The organism is Enterobacter sp. Ap-867, from assembly GCF_011752855.1.
In the GTDB taxonomy this organism is placed as follows: Bacteria; Pseudomonadota; Gammaproteobacteria; order Enterobacterales; family Enterobacteriaceae; genus Cedecea.
The window spans coordinates 1,000,126-1,023,978 of the sequence record NZ_VWWS01000001.1 but is presented as its reverse complement, the minus strand read 5'-3'; the positions used below and the strand labels follow the sequence as shown (position 1 = coordinate 1,023,978).

Here is a 23,853-nt window from a genome sequence, read left to right as displayed (position 1 = left end):
TCGTTCTCCGCCGGTTAAATGACACCCAGCGCCTTGAGCTGCGCCAGCGTTGCCTCGTCGATGGCCAGTAATTCTCGCAGCACGCTGGCCGTATGCTCACCCAGCCCAGGCGGCACCAGCGCGGGCTCGGCCTGCATGGCGCTCATTTTCACCGGCTGCGGAACAATAGAGATGGTGCCTGCCGTCGGGTGCGTCACCTGCTTAACGAGTTCACGTTCCTTCGCATAGTCGCTGGTCAGAATCTGGTCGAGACGCAGCACGGCAGAAGCCGGGACGCCCGCATGGTCCAGAATGGCCTGAGCATCGTTCACCGTTTTATCCGCCAGCCAGCGCTCAATTTCTTCCCGCAGTGGCCGCTGGTTCGCCAGGCGTAGCGGATCGGTGAGATACAGTGGATCGCTTGTCAGTTCGGGCTTATTCATCGCCGAGCAAAGCTGGCGGAAAAGTTTATCGTTGGCGACGGCAATGACAATGTGGCCATCCTGCGCCGGATAGCTGTCCATCGGGGCGCTAATCGGGTGCGCGTTGCCCAGCCGCCCGGCGGAAGGCTGCCCGCCGATCCACTGGGTCAGGGAAACCATTTGCATCGTCACCATCGTGTCGAGCATCGACACATCAAGATGCTGCCCTTTGCCGCTGATCCCGCGCTGCAGCAACGCCGCGAGCACCGCCCAACTGCCGTACAACCCGGCCACAACATCCCCAATGGCATCGCCGACGCGTGTTGGTTCTCCTTCCGCCCAGCCGGTGACCTGCATAATGCCGCCGTAGGCCTGCACGATATGGTCGTAGGCAGCTTTGTGTGCCATCGCCCCGTGCTGCCCAAACCCGGAAATGCTGGCGTAAACCAGCCGCGGGTTGATTTCCTGCAGCGTCGCGTAGTCGATGCCGAGGCGTTTGGTTACGCCCGGACGGAAGTTCTCCACCAGCACATCGGCCTGCGCCACCAGTTGCTTAAGAATGGCTAACCCCTCCGGTGCCTTTAAATCCAGAGTGACGCTTTTCTTGCCGTGGTTAAGCTGCATGAAGTAGCTGCTTTCCCCGCCGATGTGCGGGGTGAAGCTACGGGAGTCATCCCCGCTGCCCGGCATCTCAATCTTGATGACTTCCGCCCCGAGATCGTTCAGCAGCGAGGCGCACCACGGGCCGGCCAGCACACGGGATAAATCAAGCACTCTGACGCCTTTCAGCGGTTGCAAAGCTTCACTCATGTTCGGATTCCTCAACCAGGGCGAGCAGCCGTTGGCTCAGCTCACCCTCAGCAATCAAATCGCGCACGGCGTGCATATCCGGGTAAAGCGCCGTGTCTGTCTCACGAAATGGCACACGGGCGCGCACCATGCTCAGCGTTAACTCCGCGCCAACCGAGGCGCGAAGCGGGCGGTGAAACTCCAGCGCCTGGCTGGCGCACAGCAGCTCGATGGCAACGATATCCACCGCGTTGCTCACCGCCAGCATGGCTTTTCGCGCCGAAGAAACGCCCATGCTGATATGGTCTTCCTGCCCGGCGCAGGTGGTGACGGTATGCACGCTCGACGGAGCTGCCAGGCTGCGGTTATCCCCCGCCAGCGCGGCGGCCACGTAAGGCGGGATCATCATCCCGGAGTTCGCGCCGCTTCTGCCCACCAGGAACGCAGGCAGGCCGCTCAGGTGCACGTTGGTAATACGATCCGATCGCGCCTGGGACGCCGTGCTGACCTGGGCAATGGCAACGGCCAGAGAATCCAGCGCCAGCGCCATCGGCGCACCGTGCCCGTTGCCACCGGGCAGAATAACCAGCGCATCTTCTTCGATAAGGAAGACCGGGTTATCGGTCACCGAATTGAGTTCGATAGTCACAATCTGACGGCAATGGGCGAGCTGGTCGCGCACCGCGCCGTGAATTTGCGGAATGCAGCGCAGGCTGAGCGCATCCTGCACCCGATGGTCGCGGTAGCGGGCAAAGATCTCGCTGCCGCTCAGTAACCGGCGAAGAATCGCGGCGGTTTTCTGCTGCCCATCGTGCGGACGCAGGGCGTGCAGACGGGCATCATAGCCACGAGTATTGCCCTTCAGCGCCTCAAGGCACATACCGCCGGCCATGTCCGCCACCGGCAGCAGCCGCTCAAAATCATGCACGGCAAGGCACGCCAGGCCGGTGATTTCGTAGGTGCCGCTGATCAGCGCATGGCCTTCGCGCGGGCCAGGCACTCGGGGAGCAATCCCCGCTTTTGCCAAAGCTTCGGCGGACGGCAGAAGCTCGCCCTGATACCAGCACTGCCCCTCGCCAAACAGAGACAGTCCGATATGCGCCGTCGCAATTAAATAGCCGACCGAGCCGCTGGCCGGTGACCATGGCGTCACCTGCCGGTTAAGCATTTCGGCCATGCGTGTCGCCAGCTCGGCGCTGACGCCGCTATAACCCTGCAGCAGCGACTTCAGCATCACCGCCATCATGGCGCGCACTTCACGCACGGACAAATCTGGCCCCATCCCGCAGGCGTGGCTGCGCAGCATATTGAGCTGCACGCTGGCGATTTGGTCGGCGGAAAGGCGCTCCGTCACCAGGTCGCCTACCCCGGTGGTCAGGCCGTAGATCACCTGCCCCTCATCTATTGCCCGTCGAATATAGCCGCTGACGTGGTTCATATTCGCCAGGGCTTCGGGGGCCAGTTCGACCGGCGCCCCGTCGGCAATGCGTACCAGCTCGTCAATGGTGGTTTGCGCCCTGCCTAAGGTGACGGTTTCATGGGAACGTGCGGTGGAGCCAGTTTGTCTTGTCATCGTTCGCCCTTACTTGCTCAGACCATGTTTAACCAGCCACTGATGCGCCACGTCATCAATGCTGGCAAATTCCGCAAGCTGCCCGTTCATAGCGATCAGATCCGCGGTGGTTAACTGATCCGAGACTTTATTCAGCGTGCCCTCAATCGTCGGATTCAGCGTAGTAGTGGCCACAATCGGGACGATATTTTGCGCCGCAAACAGGTTTTTCGGATCGGCCAGCGCCACCAGATGGTCTTTCTGAATTTCAGGCGTGGTGGAGGTTAAATCCGCCGCCTGAATTTGGTTGTTCTTCAGCGCGGTCAGCGTCAGCGGGCCAGCCACGTCCAGCACTTTGAAGCTCTTGAAGTTCAGGCCATACACTTCTTTCAGCCCCGGCACGCCTTCGTGACGCGTTTTCCATTCGGCCGGGCCGCCCAGAATCAGCTCCGCCGCGTGAGGCTTCAGGTCTTCAATGGTTTTGAGGTTGTATTTATCCGCCGTTTTTTTGGTGACGGCGATAACGTCGCTGTTTTGCGCCACGGAGGTATTCAGCATTTTCACTTTGGCCGGCAGCCTCGCCGCCAGCGCGGTCGCCACTTCGTCAGAACTGTGCGCCGTGTTCTTGGCATCCAGGTAGCTCAGCAGCGCGCCGCTGTACTCAGGGATAACGTTAATGGAGCCGTCCAGCAGGGCCGGAATGTATACTTCGCGGCTGCCGATGTTGAGCTTCTTCTCCACCGGGATGTTCTGTGCTTCCAGCGCCCCGGCGTAAATCGTCGCCAGCAGCTGGTTTTCCGGGAAGTCAGCCGAGCCAATAATTACCTTCTGCCCCGCATCTGCCGCCCACGAGGAGGAAACAACGGACAGCATCGCGGCACTCAACAGCGTCAAACAACGTTTCTTCATATTCATCGCTTTCACCTTGTGTAATTAACGGGCTCAACATCACTGGGTTTTGATACGTCGGGAAATGCCGTGGGACACCACGTACTTCACCGAAAGGGAAAAGAACACATCCACGAGCAGCGCCAGAATGGCAACGAGCACCGCGCCAGCGGTCATCTGGGCAAAATCGTTCGCCGCACGGCCATCGATAATCAACCGCCCCAGGCCGCCAAGGGAGACGTAGGCCGCGATGGTAGCAGTAGAGATAATCTGCAGCGTGGCGCTGCGAATGCCGGACAGAATCAACGGCGTGGCGCAGGGTAACTCCACCTGAGTCAGCACCTGGAACGGCGTCAGGCCGATGCCTTTGGCGGCGTCGTGCACGCTGGGGTCTACGGAGCGAATCCCCGCATGCACGCCCAGCGCTATAGGCGGCAGGGCTAATACCACCAGCACGATGATGCACGGCAGAATAAAGGCCATGTCGGACTCGAAGTAGCCCGCCATCAGAATAACCAGCAGGATAATCAGGCCAAACGACGGCAGGGAGCGCAGCGCGTTGGTGGTGCCAATCAGCAGCGCCTCCCCTTTGCCGGTATGGCCGGTGTAGCAGCCCACCGGAAACGCAATGGCTATCGCTATTGCCAGCGCCACCGCGCTGTAGCCGATATGCTGCGCCAGCAGCGGAAGAATACCGTCATCGCCATACCAGTGGCTGAGCGTAAAGAACCAGTCAGACATACTTTAACCCCTTGTTGGCTGCCAGCGGCTTAATGAGCGGGTGACGGCCACAACCACGCAGTCGAGCACGAAAGCCAGCACGATACACAGCACGATGCCGGCAATAATCGGTGTCAGAAACTGCAGCTGAAACCCCTGGGTAAACAGCGACCCAAGCTGCGGGGCACCGATCAGCGCAGCGACAGAAACGATGCTGACGTTAGACACCACGGCGACCCGCATCCCCGAGCCAATCACCGGCACCGCCAGCGGCAAATCAACCTGGAAAAACTGGTGCACTGGTTTGTAGCCGAGGGCAAAGGCGGACTGCCGGGTGTCGGTGGGTACTGAATCCAGCCCGTCGCACACGGTTCTGACCAGCAGCGCAAAGCTATAAATTGTCAGCGCCACCACCACGTTGATCGGGTCGAGGATCTGCGTGCCGAGCAGCGGCGGCAGCAGCACAAACAGCGCCAGAGACGGGATGGTGTACAGCAGCCCGAACAGGTTAAGAATGACGCCCTTCACGCGCGGCATACTGCTCACCAGCCAGCCAGCCGGAATGGCCAGCAGCAGGCCAATCAGGATCGGCGTCACCGAAAGGTAGAGATGCCACAGCAGCAAATGGAAAATTTTGTCGCTCTGCGCCCACAGCCAGTCAAATCTCATACCGCCTCCCGCGCCATCGACTTGCAGGCATCCAGGACGTGATCCAGCCCCAGCGTCCCCAGCACTTCTGCCCGCTCGCCAATCACCACCGCCCGATGGCACGGCGAGCTGAGCGCAGAGTCAAGCATCTGGCGCAGCGTGCCGGTTTGTGGGAAGAAGGTGGCGCCCAGATTAATATGCTCCGGCACCACGGCCTCAACCTGCTGATGCGTATCAAACCAGCCGCAGGCTTTGCCTTCGCGGGTGACCAGCAGCCAGCGCTGCACCGCAATGTTGCGAGCCATATCAATAGGCGTGCCCACTTCGGCGGTCGGCTCCGTTTGCATTGAGGCCAGCGGCCCGGAATTGTAGAAACTCAGCTTGCGATAGCCGCGGTCGCGGCCAATAAAGTCGGCGACAAAATCACTCTGCGGGGCGTTAAGCAGTTCACCCGGGGATGCCATCTGCCCCAGCTTGCCGCCGGGCTTCAGGACGGCGACCAGATCGCCCAGCTTCATCGCCTCGTCAATATCGTGCGTCACCATAATGATGGTTTTACTCACTTCCTTTTGAATGCGGAGAAACTCCTCCTGCAACTGGTCACGCACCACCGGGTCCACGGCGCTAAAGGGTTCATCCATCAGCATGAACTCCGGGTCAGCGGCCAACGCTCGGGCAACCCCGACACGCTGCTGCTGGCCGCCGGAAAGCTGCCACGGATAGCGTTTGGCCAGCTGCGGGGCAAGGCCGACGACTTCCAGCAGTTCCCCCGCTCGCGCACGGGCTTTAGCCTTAGGCATGCCGTTGAGGATCGCGGTGGTAGCAATGTTGTCGATGATGTTTCGATGCGGGAACAGGCCCGCATTCTGGATAACGTAGCCAATACGGCGACGCAGCTGCACCACGTCCATGGCGGAGGTGGATTCGCCGTTAAGCAGAATGTCGCCGGAAGACGGCTCGATCAGCCGATTGATCATGCGCAGTGACGTTGTTTTCCCACAACCGGAAGGGCCTACCAGCACGGTGATCTTGCCGCCGGGTGCGGTGAGATTCAGTCCATCCACCACGACCGTGCCGTCGTCATAAAACTTGGTCACATTGTTGAAAGTAATCATCGCTACGCCTCATGGTCATCTGGCTGCCGAAGAAATGAACGGCTGCGTAAAAAAGCTATGTATAGCATTGTATGTACAATCTGCAAAGCCTGTGCCATAACAAATACGCAACATTAAAAACAATAAAATTTATCGTTTAAAAACAAATAAATAATGAATTTATTAAATTTTAAGTGTGATCAATCCGTGATTTTTATCAGGATTAAACGGTGCCTTCCGGGCGATTTTCCAGCTATCTGAACTGCTATTTTTGCCCCAAAAAGGATCAATCTCTTTGTAAAGAGCGCCAAAATAGTGCGGAAGAGGTCGAAAAAGAAACGATATATGATGTAACTACTTATCCGTTATTATTTAATATGTTGATTTAAAAGAATAATAAAATGTTTTTCGTGCCTGGCATCAAATGTGCTAATCATGTATATACAAGCAAACGAAAAGATGACATGGTATTTTTCGTGAGCACTTTCCCGTTATCTCAAAACAAGGTGAACCCCATGAAGAGTGAGTTTTCTCGTTATCGTGATGTTGAAATCAGGGCGCCACGCGGCACGAAGCTGAATGCCAAAAGCTGGCTGACGGAAGCTCCGCTGCGCATGCTGATGAATAACCTCGATCCCGATGTGGCTGAAAACCCGAAAGAACTGGTGGTTTACGGCGGCATTGGCCGGGCGGCGAGAAACTGGGAGTGCTACGACAAAATGGTCGAAGCGCTAAAAGCCCTGAATGATGATGAAACCCTGCTGGTGCAGTCCGGCAAGCCGGTTGGCGTCTTTAAAACCCACGCCAACGCCCCTCGCGTGCTGATTGCCAACTCTAACCTGGTGCCGCACTGGGCTAACTGGGAACACTTCAATGAGCTGGACGCCAGAGGTCTGGCGATGTACGGCCAGATGACCGCCGGGTCGTGGATCTACATCGGCAGCCAGGGCATTGTGCAGGGCACCTATGAAACTTTCGTGGAAGCAGGCCGCCAGCACTACAACGGCTCGCTAACCGGGCGCTGGGTGCTCACCGCGGGCCTCGGCGGCATGGGCGGCGCGCAGCCGCTGGCCGCTACCCTTGCCGGTGCCTGTTCACTGAACATTGAATGCCAGCAGTCGCGCATCGACTTCCGCCTGCGCACCGGGTATGTCGACGAGCAGGCTAAAGATCTGGACGACGCCCTCGCCCGCCTCAAACGCTACACCGGCGAAGGGAAAGCTGTTTCTATTGCCCTGCACGGTAATGCGGCAGAAATTCTGCCTGAACTGGTGAAGCGCGGCGTGCGCCCGGACATGGTCACCGATCAGACCAGCGCCCACGACCCGCTCAACGGCTACCTGCCCGTTGGCTGGAGCTGGGAAGAGTATCGCGAGCGCGCAGCCGTTGAGCCTGCGGTGGTCACTCAGGCAGCGAAAGCGTCCATGGCGGAGCACGTGAAAGCGATGCTAGCCTTCCAGCAGCAGGGCATCCCTACCTTTGATTACGGCAACAACATCCGCCAGATGGCCAAAGAGATGGGCGTCAGCAACGCCTTTGATTTCCCGGGCTTTGTGCCGGCCTATATTCGCCCGCTGTTCTGCCGTGGGATCGGACCTTTCCGCTGGGCCGCACTCTCCGGCAACCCGGAAGATATTTACCGCACCGATGCCAAAGTCAAAGAGCTGATCCCGGACGACAAGCACCTGCACCGCTGGCTGGACATGGCCAAAGAGCGCATTAGCTTCCAGGGCCTGCCGGCGCGTATCTGCTGGGTCGGCCTCGGCCAGCGCGCAAAACTGGGCCTGGCGTTTAACGAAATGGTCAGAAGCGGCGAGCTGTCCGCCCCTATCGTCATTGGCCGCGATCACCTTGATTCCGGCTCGGTGGCAAGCCCCAACCGCGAAACCGAATCGATGCAGGATGGCTCCGATGCCGTGTCCGACTGGCCACTGCTGAACGCCCTGCTGAACACGGCCAGCGGCGCGACCTGGGTTTCCCTGCACCACGGCGGCGGCGTCGGCATGGGCTTCTCACAGCACTCCGGCATGGTTATCGTCTGCGACGGTACCGACGAAGCGGCGGAGCGTATTGCTCGCGTGTTGAACAACGACCCGGCCACCGGCGTGATGCGCCACGCGGATGCGGGCTATGATATTGCTATTGAGTGCGCCAGAGAACACGGCCTGAACCTGCCAATGCTGGCGAAGTAGTTCCCCTGGGGCGCGGCTTTCGTCGTGCCCCGTCCTGATGAGAGAGATCTTATGCGGATTTTATGGCGTAACTGCCGCATCACCACCATGGTCAGCGGCAAGTACAATATTATCGAAGATGCGGCGCTGCTGACCGAAGGCGAGAAAATTGCCTGGGTTGGCCCCGAAAGCCAGCGTCCCAACCAGCCCCACGACGAAGAACGCGACCTTCAGGGTAAATTCGTCACCCCCGGCCTTATCGACTGCCACACCCACAGCGTGTTCGGCGGCAACCGCAGCCAGGAATTTGAGATGCGCCTGAACGGGGCCACCTACGCGGATATTGCCGCAGCCGGCGGCGGGATAGCCAGCACGGTGAAGGCCACGCGTCAGGCCAGCGAAGCCGAGCTGCTGGCAAGCGCCAGTCGCCGTATCAATGCGCTGCGTAAAGACGGCGTGACGACTCTGGAAGTGAAATCGGGCTACGGCCTCAGCTTTGACGACGAGCGCAAAATGCTGCGCGTTGTACGCCAGCTGGCACAAAGTCTGCCGCTGACGATTTACAGTACCTGCCTGGCTGCACACGCCCTGCCCCCGGAATACAAAGACCGCAGCGACGATTTTATCACCGACGTTTGCGAACGTTGGTTACCGGAATTGCATCGCGAAGGGCTGGTTGACGCCGTCGATGCCTTCTGTGAACACCTGGCCTTTTCCGTGCCGCAGGTTGAGCGCGTCTTTGTGAAAGCCCATGAGCTGGGCCTGCCGGTTAAGCTTCATGCCGAACAGCTTTCGCTGCTGCATGGCGCGGGGCTCGCCGCCCGCCACAATGCGCTTTCCGCCGACCATCTGGAATATCTCTGCGAGGACGATATTACGCTGATGGCAAAACACGGTACGACCGCCGTGCTGCTGCCCGGCGCATTTTACTTCCTGCGCGAAACGCAGAAGCCGCCGGTGGCGCTGCTGCGTAAACATCATGTGCCAATAGCCATTTCCAGCGATCTGAACCCGGGCACCTCCCCGGTGCAATCCCTTCGTCTGATGATGAATATGGCCTGCACGCTGTTTGGCCTGACGCCGGAAGAAGCACTTGCTGGCGTGACGCTGAATGCGGCGCGCGCACTCGGGATCGGTGAGAAAACGGGCACTCTTGAAGCCGGGAAAGAAGCCAGCTTTGTTGCCTGGGAAATAGACCATCCCGCCGAGCTGAGCTACTGGCTGGGCGGCACGCTCTCCAAACAGGTTATCTATCAAGGTAAAGAGGTGTGGAATGATTAAGGGCTTTGAGCTTCATCAGGGCAAGCTGCCGCTGCTGATCAGCATGCCGCATCCCGGTACACAGTTAACGCCGGAAGTGGCAAACGGGCTGACGGCGCGGGCCAAAAAACTGGAAGATACCGACTGGCATATTCCCAAACTTTATCAGCCTATACGCGAGATGGGTGCCAGCATACTCAGCGCCAACTACTCCCGCTACGTGGTGGATTTGAACCGCCCGTCGGACGATAAGCCGCTGTACACCACCGCCACTACCGGGCTTTACCCGGACATTTTTTTCGACGGTGAACCGCTGTTCGAGGCGGGAAAATCCCCCGATGTGCAGGCCAGAGCAGATATCCTGACCAACATCTGGCAGCCCTATCATCAGGCGCTGGCCCAGGAACTGGCAAGGCTGAAAGAAACCTTTGGCTATGCGCTGCTGTGGGATGCGCATTCCATCAAATCCGTGGTACCTCGCCTGTTCGAAGGCCGCCTGCCGGATCTTAACTTCGGCACCGCAGACGGCACCAGCTGCGATCCGGTACTCAGCGCTGAACTGTTAAAAACCAGCGAGCATTTCAACGGCTACAGCAAAGTGCTGAACGGGCGCTTCAAGGGCGGGTACATCACGCGCCATTACGGTGCGCCACAGCAAAATATCCATGCGGTACAGCTGGAAGTGGCGCAGTGTTGCTACATGGATGAAGAGAGTTTTGCCTGGTCAGACGATAAGGGCGCGCAATTCCAGCAGGTGCTAGCCCGACTGATTGAAACCGCCCTGGCCTGGGGACAGCGGCATTACGGCTAGCCCACTTGACTTAATTTGTTAAAAGCGTACTTTTCAGGACATGAAAACGATCCTGATAATTGTTCCTGACGGCGGCATGCTGTTCGAAGCCGCCGGTATCGCCGATATTCTGATGCAGGCTAACCGCCTGCATGCGGACGCCTTGACCGAGCCTCGCTACCGCATCAGTATCGCCACCACTCAACCTCATCACGTCGTGCACGGCATGTCCGGCCTGAACCTGCTGGCTGACCACAGGCTGGCCGACCTTGACCCCAATGAGCCCCGCGACACCATCATGATCACCGGCAAAGGCCAGAGCGAACCTGAAGGCAGCGCGGTGGTCGACTGGTTATGCCGCGCCGCGCCAAATACTCAGCGCATTGCCTCCGTGTGCGGCGGTGCGATGCTGCTGGCCCGAGCCGGGCTGCTGGATGGCCGCCGGGCAACCACCCACTGGCGAATGCTGGAAGAGATGCAGGCCAGGTGGCCGCAAATCAAAGTGGAAGGCGGCCCTCTGTATATTCAGGACGGCCCGGTGTGGACCTCCGGCGGCGTGAGTTCCGGCTTTGACCTTACGCTGGCGTTAGTTGAGGCGGATTACGGCTTTACCCTCGCGCGGGATGTGGCCCAGGATCTGGTGATGTACCTCCATCGCCCCGGCGGTCAGCTACAGTTTAGCCGCTATCATCTGCGCCAGTCGGCCAATACCGGGCCGATAAGTCAGCTCCAGGACTGGCTGCTGGATAACCTGGCGGAGGATTTATCGGTGGAAAAACTGGCGGAACGGGTCGCCATGAGTCCGCGTAATTTTACCCGCGTCTTTACCCGTGAAACCGGCGTCACGCCCGCCCGCTATGTGGAAGAAGCCCGGCTGGCCGCCGCCCGCCATCATCTTGAGCAGTCGAACGACACCCTGGAGCGGGTCGCCTGCGCCTCGGGCTTTGGCACCGCCATTAACCTGCGCCGCGTCTTTGAGCGCCAGCTTCACCTCACGCCGGGGGAATACCGCGAGCGCTTCCACTGCCGGAAGTTGGCATGAATTGATCCTTTTTTGTCATTTACGCCATTTCACTCTGCGCCTACTCTGACCTCAGACATTCAAGAGAAGGAGTGAATCATGGTTAAGGTCGGGATTAATGGTTTTGGCCGAATCGGACGTAACGTGCTGCGCGCTGCCCTGGGTAACCCCAATATTGAGATCGTGGCCATCAACGATCTGACGGACAGCAAAACCCTTGCGCACCTGTTAAAACACGACTCGCTGATGGGTAAACTGCCTGCGCCAGTGGCAGCCTCCGAAGGGCAGCTCCACGTTGACGGCAAGCCGGTTCGCGTTTTCAGCGAAAGAGACCCGGCGCAGATCCCATGGCGTGAGGTCGGCGTAGATGTCGTTATCGAGGCCACCGGCTTCTTCACCAGCCGCGAAAAAGCTGAAGTTCACATCACCCACGGTGGCGCAAAACGCGTGATCATTTCTGCCCCAGGCAAAGATGACGACCTGACTATCGTGCTTGGCGTGAACCACGAAAGTTACGATCCGCAGAAACACTTTGTGGTCAGCAACGGCAGCTGTACCACCAACGGCCTGGCCCCTGCCGCGCAGGTACTGCATCAGGCATTCGGCATTGAACACGGCCTGATGAACACGACTCACGCCTACACCAACAGCCAGGCGCTGCACGACCAGCCAGAAAAAGACCTGCGTGGTGCACGTGCGGCAGCGCTATCGATTGTGCCATATTCCAGCGGCGCGGCTAAAGCCCTCGGCAGGGTTATCCCCGAGCTTGACGGTCGCCTGACAGGCTACTCTTTGCGCGTGCCTGTACCAGTGGTGTCTATCGTTGATTTAACCGTGACGCTCAAACGCGATGTCACGGCGGAAGAAGTGAATGCCGCGTTCCGCAAAGCCGCTGAAGCTGGCCCGCTGAAAGACATTCTGGGCTACAGCGATGAGCCGCTGGTTTCCAGCGACTATCAGGGTGACCCGCGATCTTCGATTATTGACGGGCTTTCGACCCTGGTGATTGGCGGTAACCTGGTGAAAATCCTGGCCTGGTACGACAACGAATGGGGCTTCTCTAACCGCCTGGTTGACCTTGCCCTGCTGATGGATAAACGCGGGCTGTAACGGCAGCTGAAAGAGAAAAGCCAGCCTTGCGGCTGGCTTTTTTTATCATTGCCTCTGTCGTAACAGCGGCTGGCTGAGGCGTTAACTTACAGCGCCATGTCGTGCTGGGTAGCCGCGTCCGCTTTCGCTTCTGCTGGTTTTGCTACCGGGGTTGCGCTCTGGTCGTTCATTTGAATGACCGGCGGTTTGGTCAGCTGCAGCGTGGCCGCGGTGTCATCCCACACTTTCTGCGTCAGCGCCGCGTTGCCGTTCATCTCCTGGCCGTAGCTTGGCACAACAGCGCGGATTTTACTCTGCCACTCAGGCGAGTTGAACTGCTGCGGGAACATCTGCTTCAGCACGTTCAGCGTGATAGGTGCCGCAGTAGACGCGCCTGGAGATGCGCCCAGCAGAGCAGAAATGGTTTTCTGCTGGTCAACAACCACTTCGGTACCGAGCTTCAGGACGCCGCCTTTGTTTTCATCTTTTTTGATGATCTGCACGCGTTGGCCAGCCTGAATCAGTTTCCAGTCTTCTTTACGCGCCTGCGGGTAGTACTCTTTCAGCGCTTCAAAGCGATCTTCATCACTCAGCATCACCTGACCAATCAGGTATTTCACCAGGTCAAAGTTATCCAGACCTACGTCGGTCATCGGCATAAAGTTGCTGGTGGTGGTGGTGCTCAGCAGATCAAAGAAAGAGCCGTTTTTCAGGAATTTGGTAGAGAAGGTCGCGAACGGCCCGAACAGCACCACGCGCTTGCCGTCGATAAAGCGGGCATCAATGTGCGGCACGGACATCGGCGGTGCACCCACGGAGGCCTGACCATACACTTTTTCAAGATGCTGGCTGGTTACCGCCGGGTTTTCGGTCATCAGGAAGGAGCCACCCACCGGGAAACCGGCGTAGTTTTTCGATTCCGGAATACCAGTTTCCTGCAGCAGTTTCAGTGCACCGCCGCCAGCCCCGATAAAGACATATTTCGCGTCGATGGCGTGCTCTTTGCCGCTGGTGACGTCTTTGATAGTGACGTGCCAGGAATTATCGCCGTTGCGTTTGAAGTCGGTGACTTCAGAAGAGGTCTGCAGGGAGAAATTCGGGCTTTTTTTCAGGCTGCCGATCAGCTGGCGGGTAATTTCACCGTAGTTAACGTCGGTCCCTACTGGCGTCCAGGTCGCCGCCACTTTTTGATTTGGGTCGCGCCCTTCCATCACCAGCGGAGCCCACTGTTTAATTTGCTCGTGGTTGGTGGAGAATTTCATCCCCTGGAACAGCGTGGTTTTCTGCAACGCGGCATAGCGCTTGGTCAGATACTCAACGTTTTTATCGCCCCAGACAAAACTCATGTGCGGTGTGGAATTAATAAACGAATGCGGGTCGTTCAAAATACCGCGCTGAATTTGTGCGGACCAGAACTGGCGGGAAATCATAAACTGTTCGTTAATTTCCAGCGCTTTGCTGACATCAATAGAACCGTCCGGGCGCTCCGGCGTATAGTTCAGTTCCATATTTGCCGAGTGCCCGGTACCGGCATTATTCCAGCCGTTCGAGGACTCAAGCGCCACGCCGTCAAGCTTCTCAACCATGATCTGTTTCCAGTCCGGCTGCAGCTCCTGGAGCCACGTCCCGAGAGAGGCGCTCATAATACCGCCGCCAATCAGCAGGAAGTCAGTTTTTTGCGTGGAATCCGCGTTAGCGTAGCTAGCAGAGCTGACGAATAACGCCAGTGTTGTCAGAGAAATAATTGTCTTTTTCATTGCAGGCATAATAATTCTATTGCATCGCAGGTGAATGAAGTAAATCTATGTTAACCCACTTTCACGATATTTTAAAATCTCATTCACATCCTGATTAATCCATACAATTAATGCCAATAATTTTTTTAATTAAAAAAACCAAATAAAATCAAATATTATAAAAATAACACCACCGAATAATACATCCTGTATTCCGGGTATTATTAGCGGTAATCCGCTTAGTTATCGGGATGTTATTGGCAAAAAAAATCCACACACATGTATGGATTTTATCCTTATTTTGTTGCCCTATAAGGCGATAAATCCGTCGTTAACGGTTTGTGCTATTCTGCTCTACCGCCTTAATAAAGACGGCAAGCTGGGTACGAATAGACGCCGCCGTGGCGGAATCAATTAAACGACCGTTCTCTAATTTCTGATTCGCGAAGCTGACCGCCAGCTCCGGCAGCGGCACCATATTGCACAGCATTGAGGCCAGCGTTTCCCGCAGCTGGTATTGCGCCCTGACGCCGCCAAGCGCGCCGGTCGACTGCGAAACGAAAAAGACATATTTTCCCAGCATACAGCTGGCTCTGACCGGCCGAGACAGCCAGTCGAGCGCATTCTTGAGTACGCCGGGCATGCCGTGATTGTACTCCGGTACCGTAATGATCACCGCATCGGCCTCAGCCACTAACCGGCGGGCGCTTACCACCGGCTCCGGTAATTCCCCCTTTTCCAGATCCTGGCAGTAATGTTCCATGGCGCCAATATCAAGCACGCTAAAATGACTCTGCTCAGGCAACATTTCACCAATGCTGTTGAGCAATGCACGGGAAGCGGAATCTACCCGCAAACTACCGGCGATACCTACGAAGCGTAATGTTTTCATCTTGTTCTCCTCTAATTTTCTCGATGCAGGCATTATCAGAAAAAGAATGAGATAATTCTTTCGCTAATCCGCCAAAACACTTCGCAGGAGTGCCAACATGCCAGATGCCCTATCCGTGGCTATCGCTGCTTCCGACATGGCCCATCACCGGGGTGACGATGTGACGTTTCACCACCATATACACGGCCAGTTAAGCGTGACGCTGGAAGGCACTCTTCGTCTGCAAAACGAAACAGGTTGGTGGCTGGCTACGCCTGGTAACGGCATTTGGGTGCCGCCGGGCCTGCTACACCGGGCGCTTTACACCGAGCGTTCGCGGCTGATCAATTTGCGTTTCAGGCAAGGATTTGAGCTGCAATTGCCGGAAAATAGCTCGCTTATCGTCGCCTCTAACCTGCTAACGGAACTGGCCAAAGAAGCCTTAGCGATTCAACACCACGTCGATTCGGGCGCGCAACTTGAGCTCATTGCACAACTGCTGCACTTCCAGTTGCGCAAGCAAGTTTTGAAAACCGATCTGTTTGTGCCTGAGGGTAAAGATAAGCGGCTGAGGCTAATCACCAGCCTGCTGCGGGAAGATCCGGCCTGCAATAAAACGCTGGTGCAGCTGGCCGCCGTTGCCTTCATCAGCCCCAGAACATTAGGCCGCCTCTTCGAAAGCGAAGTCGGGATGAGTTTTACCCGCTGGCGGGAAAGAATGCGGATTATCAGTTCGGTGGAGAAATTGGTTAACGGCGAGCCGATAACTCAGGTGGCCTATGATATGGGCTATCAAAGCGCCAGCAGCTTTACCACTGCCTTTACCCGAATTATCGGCCAGCCGCCGGGGCGTTATCTTAAAGAGACTTTCACCCCAGATAAAAGCTGACGGCGGGTGACGGCGGCAACCGCCAGCGCCAGCATCATCACGATTTCAGCCGCCAGGAAACCGATCATCGCCACGGAGTAATCCCCGCTTTGGTGCTGCAGATGCAGGAACAATGCTCCAAGGACCGCCGGGCCAAGCCCCAGCGCAGACTGCTGCAACGTGCTTAATATGGCGCTTGCCGCCCCGGCATCGTTCAGGTCGATATCGCGCATCCCGATGCGGTAGAAGCTGTTCACAATCAGCGCCTGGCCGTAGCCCACCACCAGCGTCGCCGGGGCAATAGCCAGCGGGCCTGCGTGGGTGCCAAAGTGCCAGAGCGTAAATATCAGTCCCAGCAGTCCCACCACCTGGATAGCAATCCCACTCAGCAGAATCGTGCTTAGTGAGTGGCGCACGATAAGCCTCGGCGCAAACCACGCTGAGACAAAATACGAAATGCCCATGGCAATAAAGCTGTTCCCGGACTGCCACGGCGCCATTCCCATGCCCGACTGGAGCGTCAGCGCCATGCAGAACATAAAGCCCGACCAACAGGTAAAGAACAACAGCGCGATCAGCAGGCCAAACCTTATGCTGCCCAGCTTAAGCATTCTTGGTGGCAGCAGCGGCTGTAGCCCCCGCTGCTGTTGGTTAAGCGCGCCAACGCGCATCAGATAACCGAGCGGCAATGTCGCCACCAGCATCAGCTGCATCGGCCATGGCCAGTGCAGCTCGGGGCCAAGCGCCATCGGGAACAGCAGGCAACACAGCACCAGCGCGAGCGTGGCGGTGCCCTGCCAGTCAATACGCGAGTGGCTTTCGCTGCGCGTTTCAGGAATATAAAACCGGCTCAGCACCAGCACCAACAGGCAGATGGGCACGTTAATAAAGAATGCGTTTCGCCAGCCCAGCCCGGCAATATCCGCCGACACCAGCCAGCCGCCGCCCATCTGGCCGATAATAAAAGCGATCCCACCAATACCGCCGTACAGACTGATGGCGCGGGCGTGAGCGGTACCCTTGAGCGTCACGTGCAGCGTGGCAAGGATCTGCGGCACGATCAGCGCCGCCCCGACGCCTTGCAGGGTCCGGGCCGCCAGCAGCTCAGTGACCGAGCCGGAGATCCCGCACAGGAAAGAAGCAATACCGAACAGGGCCACGCCCCAGAGCAACGTTCTGCGTCGGCCGTGGTTATCCCCCAGCTTGCTGCCCACCGCCAGGCTGACGGCAAAGGCAACGCCGTAAAGTGCCACAATAAGTTCAAGCTGGGTTGGCGTGGTGCCGAGGGACTGGGTGATCGAGTCCAGCGCCACGTTGGTGATAGAGGTGTCGATTAACGGCAGCATCTGGCCCGTCAACAGCAGCACCAGGCCTGCACGACCGGGTGAAACAGGCGAATTATTCATCAGGGACTCCATTGCATAGTTCAGGATACCGACGTAGGATCCCTGAACATTTAACCGGGTACCAGTTCTTACTTATACTGGTACTGGCACTACTATTCTGGAGTATTTGTGATGCTCGTCACTCAGCCTGAGCTGCGGCATGGCCCGCTGGACGACAGCCGTAAAATGCTGGCGCTGTTTTTGCGCACCCGGCGTGAAAGTCTGGACCCGCAGCGGCTGGGGCTACCGCGCAGCGGGCGTCGGCGCACGCCCGGCCTTCGCCGTGAAGAAGTGGCGCTGCTGGCTGACATCGGCGTAACCTGGTATACCTGGCTGGAACAGGGCCGAGAAGTGAATCCATCTTCAAGCGCCATGGCGGCGATCGCCAGCGCGCTGCAGTGCTCCCCGGCGGAAACCCGTCATTTGTTTATTCTGGCCGGACTGCCTCCGTCCGAAGCGCCCGCCGCCGCGCAGTGCGAGGGGCTCAGCCCCGCCGCCCGCCGGATGCTGGACGCCCTGATGCCCAACCCCGCCAGTATCCAGAAGCCGAACTTCGACATCCTCGGCTACAATTCACATTTTTGCCAGCTAATGGGGGTCGATCTCGACAATGAACCGCCGGAGCATCGCAACTGCATTTATCAATATCTGACCAATGAGACCTGGCGCAGCCGGGTGGACTGTAACGAAGATGTGCTGCCCAAGTTTGTCGGCTGGTTCCGCGCCGGGATCACCGAGCACCGCGGCGACCCGCGCTGGGAAGCGCTGCTGGAGTCGTTTTTCACCGCCTCTCCCGCGTTTAAAACGCTCTGGGAGCAGCGCTATGAAATCCGCAATATCGAAAACCATATCAAACAGTATACGCATCCGCAGATCGGCACCTTCGGTATGCAACAGGTCAACTGGTACTCTGCCCCACGAGACGGTTCAAGGCTGCTGGTTTACCTGCCGATCGATGAAACAGGTGAGCGGGCTTTGCGGTTATTTTCTCAATCTAGCGGAGCCTGAACCTCTGCCTTCTCATCGGGCATCCTGAAGACGGCCCGATGTTTTTTTATTGTTTTAAGAATAACCTCAGGGAAACCCCAAAAGACGATTTGCATTGACCACAGAATAAAAATAACACCACAACGAAAAGTCTGAATTTATCAAATAAATTCAAAAAATTACCGTCATCTCCCTGCTTTTCATTCCTTTTAAGTGGCGAGCCGATTACATTTACCTCAGCCCAATTTTTTACTGCGCTAACCCGGCATCAAACCTTCATGTACGTAATAGGTTATTCCACTGTTATAACACCATTGAATTGTTAACCGGGCTATGTAAAATCACGCTACTATGCTGAAACCACGCGAATTCCTTGCGCCGGCGAGATACTCAAGCCGCCGCACCGTTTTGCGTGGGCGTATCTCACGTCGTGGATAATTTTCCTGTGCGGCGCTCCTTGCTCCCGCGGCGGTTGAGTTTTAACCTTTTTCTCAGGGAACGTCTCAATGAAATTGCGAAGCCTGTTAGTCCTCCTTGTTGTCACTACGGTTGTCGGCTGTAAAGCGCCGCCGCCGAAGATGACCGACGACACCATTGTGACCAGCACGGTAAACGGCGTCACCCTGACTCACCGCTATGTCGTTGAAGTACCAAAAGAGTTTACGCCTGTTGACGCCGAGTATCGGGCGCTTTATCCGGGCTCCATCATGAGCAAACCCGATTTTGGTGGCAAAGTGCTGGCCCAGCTTGAAAACGGCCAAAGCTACACGGTGCTGGGCGAGGTAGAAAATCACTGGTTTGCTATCGCCGAGCAGGATAAACAAGAGCTGCTGGGCTATGTGCCGCTCAGGGCGCTGGTCAAAAGCGAGCTGTATACCCAGACGCTGAAAAAAGACCGGCCTCGTCCTCGCCGCGCGGCCAAAAAATCCACCTGCGTTGCGGTAGATAATAAAAGCAAAGCCTGCCAGAACGCCGACAACGGAACGTGGATCATTAATTAAACTTCCCCTTCGGGGGTTTTCTAACCAAAGATTTTGGTATGAGAGTAGCAACGACTCGCCCGGCAACCTGTATGGGCGTTAACGTAGCCCCTCTTTACACACAGGCTAACAAGGATTTTTATGAAACTCTGGCTTTCGGGTATGGCGTTGCTGCTGGCATCCACTACCGTCTGGGCAGGGAACTACCGCATCGTTCAATCGCCGTCCCAAAAGCTGGACGTGTGGATAGACAACATCAAAAGCAATGCCCCGCAAAGCTGGTGCGGAAGCGATCTTCCGGTTCGAATTGTGGCAAACGGGGATAAAAACCCCCTTATTCTGAAAACGTTCATGCCTCGCCTCGGCGCGCTTCTGGAAAATCAGTGCAGCGAGATTGAGCGCGTCAACTGGCAGCTTGAAGATCCCGAGGGGGCTTCCCTTGCTCGCGGGTCTGCCACCAAAACCAGCGACTGGGGAGTGACTATCGAGTCCCCGCTTTCTTCGGTTGCGACCCGTAATGAGCGCCCGGAAGATCTTTCCACGCCTCTCGACCGCACGCCATGGCTGGAATTTACCCTACAGGATGGCTGCCACTTGCGCACATTCTGGCAGGGGGATGCCTCCAGCAGTTCCCTGTTTATTCCGGGTAAAGAGAATGGCAAATGTGAAAAAGGCGGCTGGCTGAACGGCACCAGCGAAGTGGTGCAGCGCGGCGTCGGCGGCGAAAAGCGCATTATGATGACGTTTGTCCACGGTTTCCCGGTCAGCGGACTCAACCCCTCAGCGGACGCCGACAGCCTGCTTATCACCAGCGTGAACAATGAGCGCATGGTCGTCAGCAGTGAACAGGCACCGCAAAGCTGGCTTATTTTGCCTTACCACCCTGAAATTAACGGCTGGAAAGCCAGCGGCACCGTTGCCGTGGAAGTGTCCCGCGACATGGCATTGGATGAACAGCGTCTCCAGACGCGGCTCAACGAGGTGCGCAAGCTCTGGTCCGGCTGGGTGACGCCGGGGACGGCCATTACGTTGTTGCTGGTCGAGTCCCTGCACCCGCAGCTGCGCGACCCGGCCGCGGGTGCCTGGCGAGCCCAAAAATAAATACGCCGCATGTTGCATGACTACGCGCAGAGAACATCATGATAGATAACGATTTTATTCCAAAAGTGCCCAATGCTCTGCCGCCTGGCTACCGCTTTGACGAATTTGAAATTCAGGAAGCCATCGACGCCAGCATGACCAGTATTCTTTACCGGGCGTGGGATCATCAGCTCGAACGTCTGGTGGCTATCCGTGAATACATGCCTAAAGCTTACGTCATGCGCAATGACGTGATGGAGCTGGTGCTGCACAGCGAGCGCGACCATCTGGTCTACACCACCGGTCTGAACGGTTTTATGCAGGAAGCGCGTCAGCTGGCGCACTTTAATCACCCGAATCTGCCTCAGGTGCTGCGCATCTGGAGCGACAATAATACCGCTTACGTCGTGACGCTGTTTTATAGCGGCATTACGCTGGATGAACTGCAAAAGCAGCAGCCGTCGCTGATCGATGAAACGTGGATACGCCGGATGCTGCCCATGCTTTGCGGCGCGCTGGCAACGCTTCACGCGGCCGAACATCTGCACCGCAACCTGTCGCTGAAAAGCATTCAAATTCAGGATAACGGGCTGCCCATCCTGCTCAATACCGGCGCGCCACGCCGGGGACAAGGCTCGCTGGATGAAGGCAATACCCTGCTTCACCCCGGATTTGCACCGCTGGAGCAGTACACCGGAGATCTGGCAAGCCAGCTGGGGCCGTGGACAGATATTTACGCCGTCGGAGCCGTGCTTTATACGCTGATTACCGGCAATGCACCGCCTGCCAGCGTCGCCCGCAGTATTCAGGACAGCTGCATCCAGCTCGCGGAAAACCAGCCCGAGGGCTATTCCCTGAATTTACTGCAGGCGGTTGATAAAGCGCTGTCGCTGAAGCCGGAAGATCGCCCCCAATCCATTGACGCTTTTGCGGCCCTGCTGAATATCCAGCCAGACGACGTGCGTGAACTGATCGGTAATAAAAAAACGGGTACCGCGCTGGTACCGGTAGAAGATCCAGAGAATACGGCGACGCGTCCGCTCTGGAAGCGCTATCAACCTGCCCTGCAAATTGGTGCGGGCGCCGTCGCGGGTCTGATTGTTGGCGCGGTACTTTTTGGCCGGGGAAGCCCTTCAGTGAGCTCGCCGGAACCTGCTCCCGCGCCGCTTGCAGCGAATCAAAGCCCGGCGCAGGCAAGCGCGCCCCCTGTAGCCGTCGCGGCTGAAAGCACGCTCGCCCGAGTGTATGTTCGAATGAACGACGGCGAACAGCTGGCGGTCAACGGCAAAGCGCAAAAGCTGACGCCCGCCGCCAACGGTTTTGCCTCGCTTCAGCTCCCTGCCGGGAAATATTTGTTGACGCTGAGCGGCGGCGAAACGCCCCGCAAGCAAACCATTGTAGTAGCAAACTCCGGCACATGGCTGGTAAACCCGCAGGGGTGATTACAGACTTAACGAATACTTCAGCCCCGCTCTGCGGGGCTTTTTTATGGGGTAAATAATCCGGTTTTTCTCTTTTTATCTTCAACGGCGCTCGAAATTCGGAAAATTCAACTAAGGTTTTCAGGGAGTTGATCGCAACGTAGCGTGTTGCGTCCCGTCGATGGAGAAGGAATGATGATAAAACCCGTTTTGCGCCGGCCTTATGCGCTTTGCTTTGCGGCCCAAATGGCCGCTGCCGGTGCCGTATTTGGCCTTACGCCGCTTGCTTCGTTTGCAGCCCAGGAAACCGAATCCCCACGCCCGCCCGAGCCTCAATCGCCCGACGAGCTTTTTGGGCCTTTGTTTATTGATGTCCAGACCGCGAAGCTGTTCCCCGACCAGAAAACCTTTGCGGATGCCGTGCCCAAGGGCGATCCGCTGATGATCCTTGCTGATTATCGTATGCAGCGCCGGCTCTCGGGGTTCGACTTACGCCATTTTGTTGATGTGAACTTTATCCTGCCAAAGGAAGAAAAAAAGTCTGTGCCGCCGGAAGGAGAAAGCCTGCGGGAGCATATCAACGGGCTCTGGCCAGAACTGACCCGTTCCGCGAACAGCGACAACAAATGGGACCCGCTTCTCCCGCTACCAAAACCTTACGTTGTGCCCGGCGGGCGCTTCCACGAGCTTTACTATTGGGACAGTTACTTCACCCTGCTGGGGCTGGCGGAGAGTGGGCGCTGGGATGACGTGCAAAATATGGTGGACAACTTCGCCCACGAAATCGATACCTGGGGCTACATTCCCAACGGGAACCGCAGCTACTACCTGGGCCGTTCACAGCCGCCGTTCTTCGCCATGATGGTGGAACTGCTGGCGCAGAATAAAGGCGATAGCGTTTACACAGCCTACCTGCCGCAGTTGAAGCAGGAGTACAGCTGGTGGATGGAGGGCAGCGACGCCCTCAAACCGGGCGAAGCCCATGCCCGCGTGGTGAAACTCAAAAATGGTGCCCTGCTCAACCGTTACTGGGATGAGAAAGACACGCCGCGAACAGAGTCTTACCTGGACGACGTCACCACTGCGAAAAATACGCCGTCGCGTGCGGCCACGGATATTTATCGTGACCTGCGAGCTGCCGCCGCTTCCGGCTGGGACTTCAGCTCCCGCTGGATGGATAATCCAGCCCAACTGGGCACCATCCGTACCACAAGCATTGTGCCCGTGGACCTTAATGCGCTGCTCTACCAGCTTGAAAAAACGTTGGCTCACGCCAGCGAGCTGGCAAAAGATAGCGACGCAGCACAGCGCTATAAGCAGGCCGCGGACGATCGACAGAAAGCAATTGAACAAAACCTGTGGAACGCCAAAGAAGGCTGGTACGCGGATTACGATCTGAAAAGCCACACGGTTCGAAACCAGCTAACCGCCGCCGCCCTGTTCCCACTGTACGTTCATGCGGCGGCGCAGGACAGAGCGGACAAGATGGCGAAAGCCACCCGTCAGCACCTGCTCAGCGCGGGCGGACTTGCCACGACCAGCGTAAAAACCAGCCAGCAATGGGATGCCCCCAACGGCTGGGCGCCGCTGCAGTGGGTGGCCACCGAAGGTCTGCAAAATTACGGGCATAAAGATCTCGCGCTGGAAGTCAGCTTCCGCTTCCTGAGTACGGTGCAGAACCTCTACAACAAAGAGCAAAAGCTGGTTGAAAAATACGATGTCACAGCCGGAGGTGCGGGTGGTGGAGGCGGTGAATATCCGCTTCAGGATGGCTTCGGCTGGACCAACGGCGTCGCGCTGAAAATGCTGGATATGCTCTGTGCAAAAGAAAAACCCTGCGACAATGCGCCGGACAAGCTGCCTTCGGCCACGCCCGGCCCGGTAACGGAAGCGGCCAAACCTGCCGCAGATAAAACGGGGATCTCACCTGCCTCGAGCAAGCCAGCGCCGTAACCTGACCATACTGACCACGGCGTGATTGCCGCTTAATCATTTCATTTAAAACAATAAGCCCATGAAATCATCATTGATTTCATGGGCTTTTATGCATTAAAAATCATCGCACGCCTTGCACTTGATAATAATAACGATAACAATTCTCA

20 protein-coding genes are annotated in these 23,853 nt (G+C 57.2%); 11 read left to right on the top strand and 9 right to left on the bottom strand.

The window, feature by feature from the left end:
• Window positions 1-14 precede the first annotated feature (14 nt).
• The 6 genes from F3J26_RS04935 to F3J26_RS04910 are packed head-to-tail and all read right to left on the bottom strand — an operon-like array spanning window position 15 to window position 6,113.
• Entirely contained in the window at window positions 15-1,211 is a 1,197-nt protein-coding gene (locus F3J26_RS04935; RefSeq protein ID WP_166991951.1) for a CoA transferase, read from the bottom strand.
• Entirely contained in the window at window positions 1,204-2,763 is a 1,560-nt protein-coding gene (locus F3J26_RS04930; RefSeq protein ID WP_166991948.1) for an HAL/PAL/TAL family ammonia-lyase, read from the bottom strand. The genes F3J26_RS04935 and F3J26_RS04930 overlap by 8 nt, the downstream gene beginning before the upstream one ends.
• Before the next feature lie 9 nt (window positions 2,764-2,772).
• Window positions 2,773-3,657 carry an ABC transporter substrate-binding protein gene (locus F3J26_RS04925; protein WP_166991945.1) on the bottom strand — a complete coding sequence of 295 codons (885 nt, stop codon included), beginning with the start codon at window positions 3,655-3,657 and terminating at the stop codon, window positions 2,773-2,775.
• A gap of 33 nt (window positions 3,658-3,690) precedes the next feature.
• Window positions 3,691-4,371, bottom strand: coding sequence for an ABC transporter permease (locus tag F3J26_RS04920; protein ID WP_039303879.1), 681 nt, complete (start codon window positions 4,369-4,371; stop codon window positions 3,691-3,693).
• 3 nt (window positions 4,372-4,374) lie between these two features.
• Window positions 4,375-5,019 carry an ABC transporter permease gene (locus tag F3J26_RS04915; RefSeq protein WP_008454132.1) on the bottom strand — a complete coding sequence of 215 codons (645 nt, stop codon included), beginning with the start codon at window positions 5,017-5,019 and terminating at the stop codon, window positions 4,375-4,377.
• Entirely contained in the window at window positions 5,016-6,113 is a 1,098-nt protein-coding gene (locus tag F3J26_RS04910; protein WP_039303885.1) for an ABC transporter ATP-binding protein, read from the bottom strand. Before F3J26_RS04910 ends, F3J26_RS04915 begins: the two co-directional genes overlap by 4 nt.
• A gap of 494 nt (window positions 6,114-6,607) precedes the next feature.
• On the opposite strand from F3J26_RS04910, the gene hutU reads away from it, so the two are divergent.
• The 5 genes from hutU to gap all read left to right on the top strand — a co-directional run bounded on the left by hutU (window position 6,608) and on the right by gap (window position 12,444).
• The gene (gene hutU, locus F3J26_RS04905) at window positions 6,608-8,284 is read left to right on the top strand and encodes a urocanate hydratase (protein WP_166991942.1); all 1,677 of its coding nucleotides are present in this window, start codon (window positions 6,608-6,610) and stop codon (window positions 8,282-8,284) included.
• A gap of 51 nt (window positions 8,285-8,335) precedes the next feature.
• Window positions 8,336-9,544 (top strand): imidazolonepropionase, encoded by a 1,209-nt coding sequence (gene hutI / locus F3J26_RS04900; RefSeq protein ID WP_166991939.1) that lies wholly within the window; start codon window positions 8,336-8,338, stop codon window positions 9,542-9,544.
• Complete coding sequence (gene hutG / locus F3J26_RS04895) at window positions 9,537-10,334, top strand: N-formylglutamate deformylase (protein WP_166991936.1); 798 nt, start codon at window positions 9,537-9,539, stop codon at window positions 10,332-10,334. The genes hutI and hutG overlap by 8 nt, the downstream gene beginning before the upstream one ends.
• A gap of 40 nt (window positions 10,335-10,374) precedes the next feature.
• A complete protein-coding gene (locus F3J26_RS04890) occupies window positions 10,375-11,355 on the top strand; it encodes a GlxA family transcriptional regulator (RefSeq protein ID WP_166991933.1) in 981 nt (326 codons plus the stop codon).
• A 78-nt stretch (window positions 11,356-11,433) separates the two neighbouring features.
• Entirely contained in the window at window positions 11,434-12,444 is a 1,011-nt protein-coding gene (gene gap, locus F3J26_RS04885; RefSeq protein ID WP_166991930.1) for a type I glyceraldehyde-3-phosphate dehydrogenase, read from the top strand.
• Window positions 12,445-12,530: 86 nt separating this feature from the next.
• On the opposite strand, the gene mqo is transcribed toward gap, so the two are convergent.
• Together mqo and F3J26_RS04875 are read right to left on the bottom strand one after the other, a co-directional pair.
• Window positions 12,531-14,189, bottom strand: a complete 1,659-nt coding sequence (gene mqo, locus F3J26_RS04880; RefSeq protein WP_205246349.1) for a malate dehydrogenase (quinone) — start codon at window positions 14,187-14,189, stop codon at window positions 12,531-12,533.
• A gap of 301 nt (window positions 14,190-14,490) precedes the next feature.
• Window positions 14,491-15,051, bottom strand: a complete 561-nt coding sequence (locus tag F3J26_RS04875; protein ID WP_166991927.1) for an NADPH-dependent FMN reductase — start codon at window positions 15,049-15,051, stop codon at window positions 14,491-14,493.
• Window positions 15,052-15,148: 97 nt separating this feature from the next.
• On the opposite strand from F3J26_RS04875, the gene F3J26_RS04870 reads away from it, so the two are divergent.
• Window positions 15,149-15,919 carry a helix-turn-helix domain-containing protein gene (locus F3J26_RS04870; protein ID WP_166991924.1) on the top strand — a complete coding sequence of 257 codons (771 nt, stop codon included), beginning with the start codon at window positions 15,149-15,151 and terminating at the stop codon, window positions 15,917-15,919.
• On the opposite strand, the gene F3J26_RS04865 is transcribed toward F3J26_RS04870, so the two are convergent.
• Window positions 15,883-17,304 carry an MFS transporter gene (locus F3J26_RS04865; RefSeq protein WP_166991921.1) on the bottom strand — a complete coding sequence of 474 codons (1,422 nt, stop codon included), beginning with the start codon at window positions 17,302-17,304 and terminating at the stop codon, window positions 15,883-15,885. The genes F3J26_RS04870 and F3J26_RS04865 overlap by 37 nt on opposite strands.
• 111 nt (window positions 17,305-17,415) lie before the next feature.
• Between F3J26_RS04865 and F3J26_RS04860 the strand changes: the two genes are divergently transcribed.
• The 5 genes from F3J26_RS04860 to treA all read left to right on the top strand — a co-directional run bounded on the left by F3J26_RS04860 (window position 17,416) and on the right by treA (window position 23,704).
• Window positions 17,416-18,291 (top strand): MmyB family transcriptional regulator, encoded by an 876-nt coding sequence (locus tag F3J26_RS04860; protein ID WP_166992938.1) that lies wholly within the window; start codon window positions 17,416-17,418, stop codon window positions 18,289-18,291.
• 485 nt (window positions 18,292-18,776) lie between these two features.
• Complete coding sequence (locus tag F3J26_RS04855; RefSeq protein WP_166991918.1) at window positions 18,777-19,271, top strand: SH3 domain-containing protein; 495 nt, start codon at window positions 18,777-18,779, stop codon at window positions 19,269-19,271.
• Window positions 19,272-19,391: 120 nt separating this feature from the next.
• Window positions 19,392-20,351, top strand: coding sequence for a hypothetical protein (locus F3J26_RS04850; RefSeq protein WP_008454108.1), 960 nt, complete (start codon window positions 19,392-19,394; stop codon window positions 20,349-20,351).
• Window positions 20,352-20,389: 38 nt separating this feature from the next.
• A complete protein-coding gene (locus tag F3J26_RS04845; protein WP_166991915.1) occupies window positions 20,390-21,772 on the top strand; it encodes a protein kinase domain-containing protein in 1,383 nt (460 codons plus the stop codon).
• Between the two features lie 174 nt (window positions 21,773-21,946).
• Window positions 21,947-23,704 carry an alpha,alpha-trehalase TreA gene (gene treA, locus F3J26_RS04840; protein ID WP_166992935.1) on the top strand — a complete coding sequence of 586 codons (1,758 nt, stop codon included), beginning with the start codon at window positions 21,947-21,949 and terminating at the stop codon, window positions 23,702-23,704.
• The last annotated feature ends 149 nt before the right edge of the window (window positions 23,705-23,853 follow it).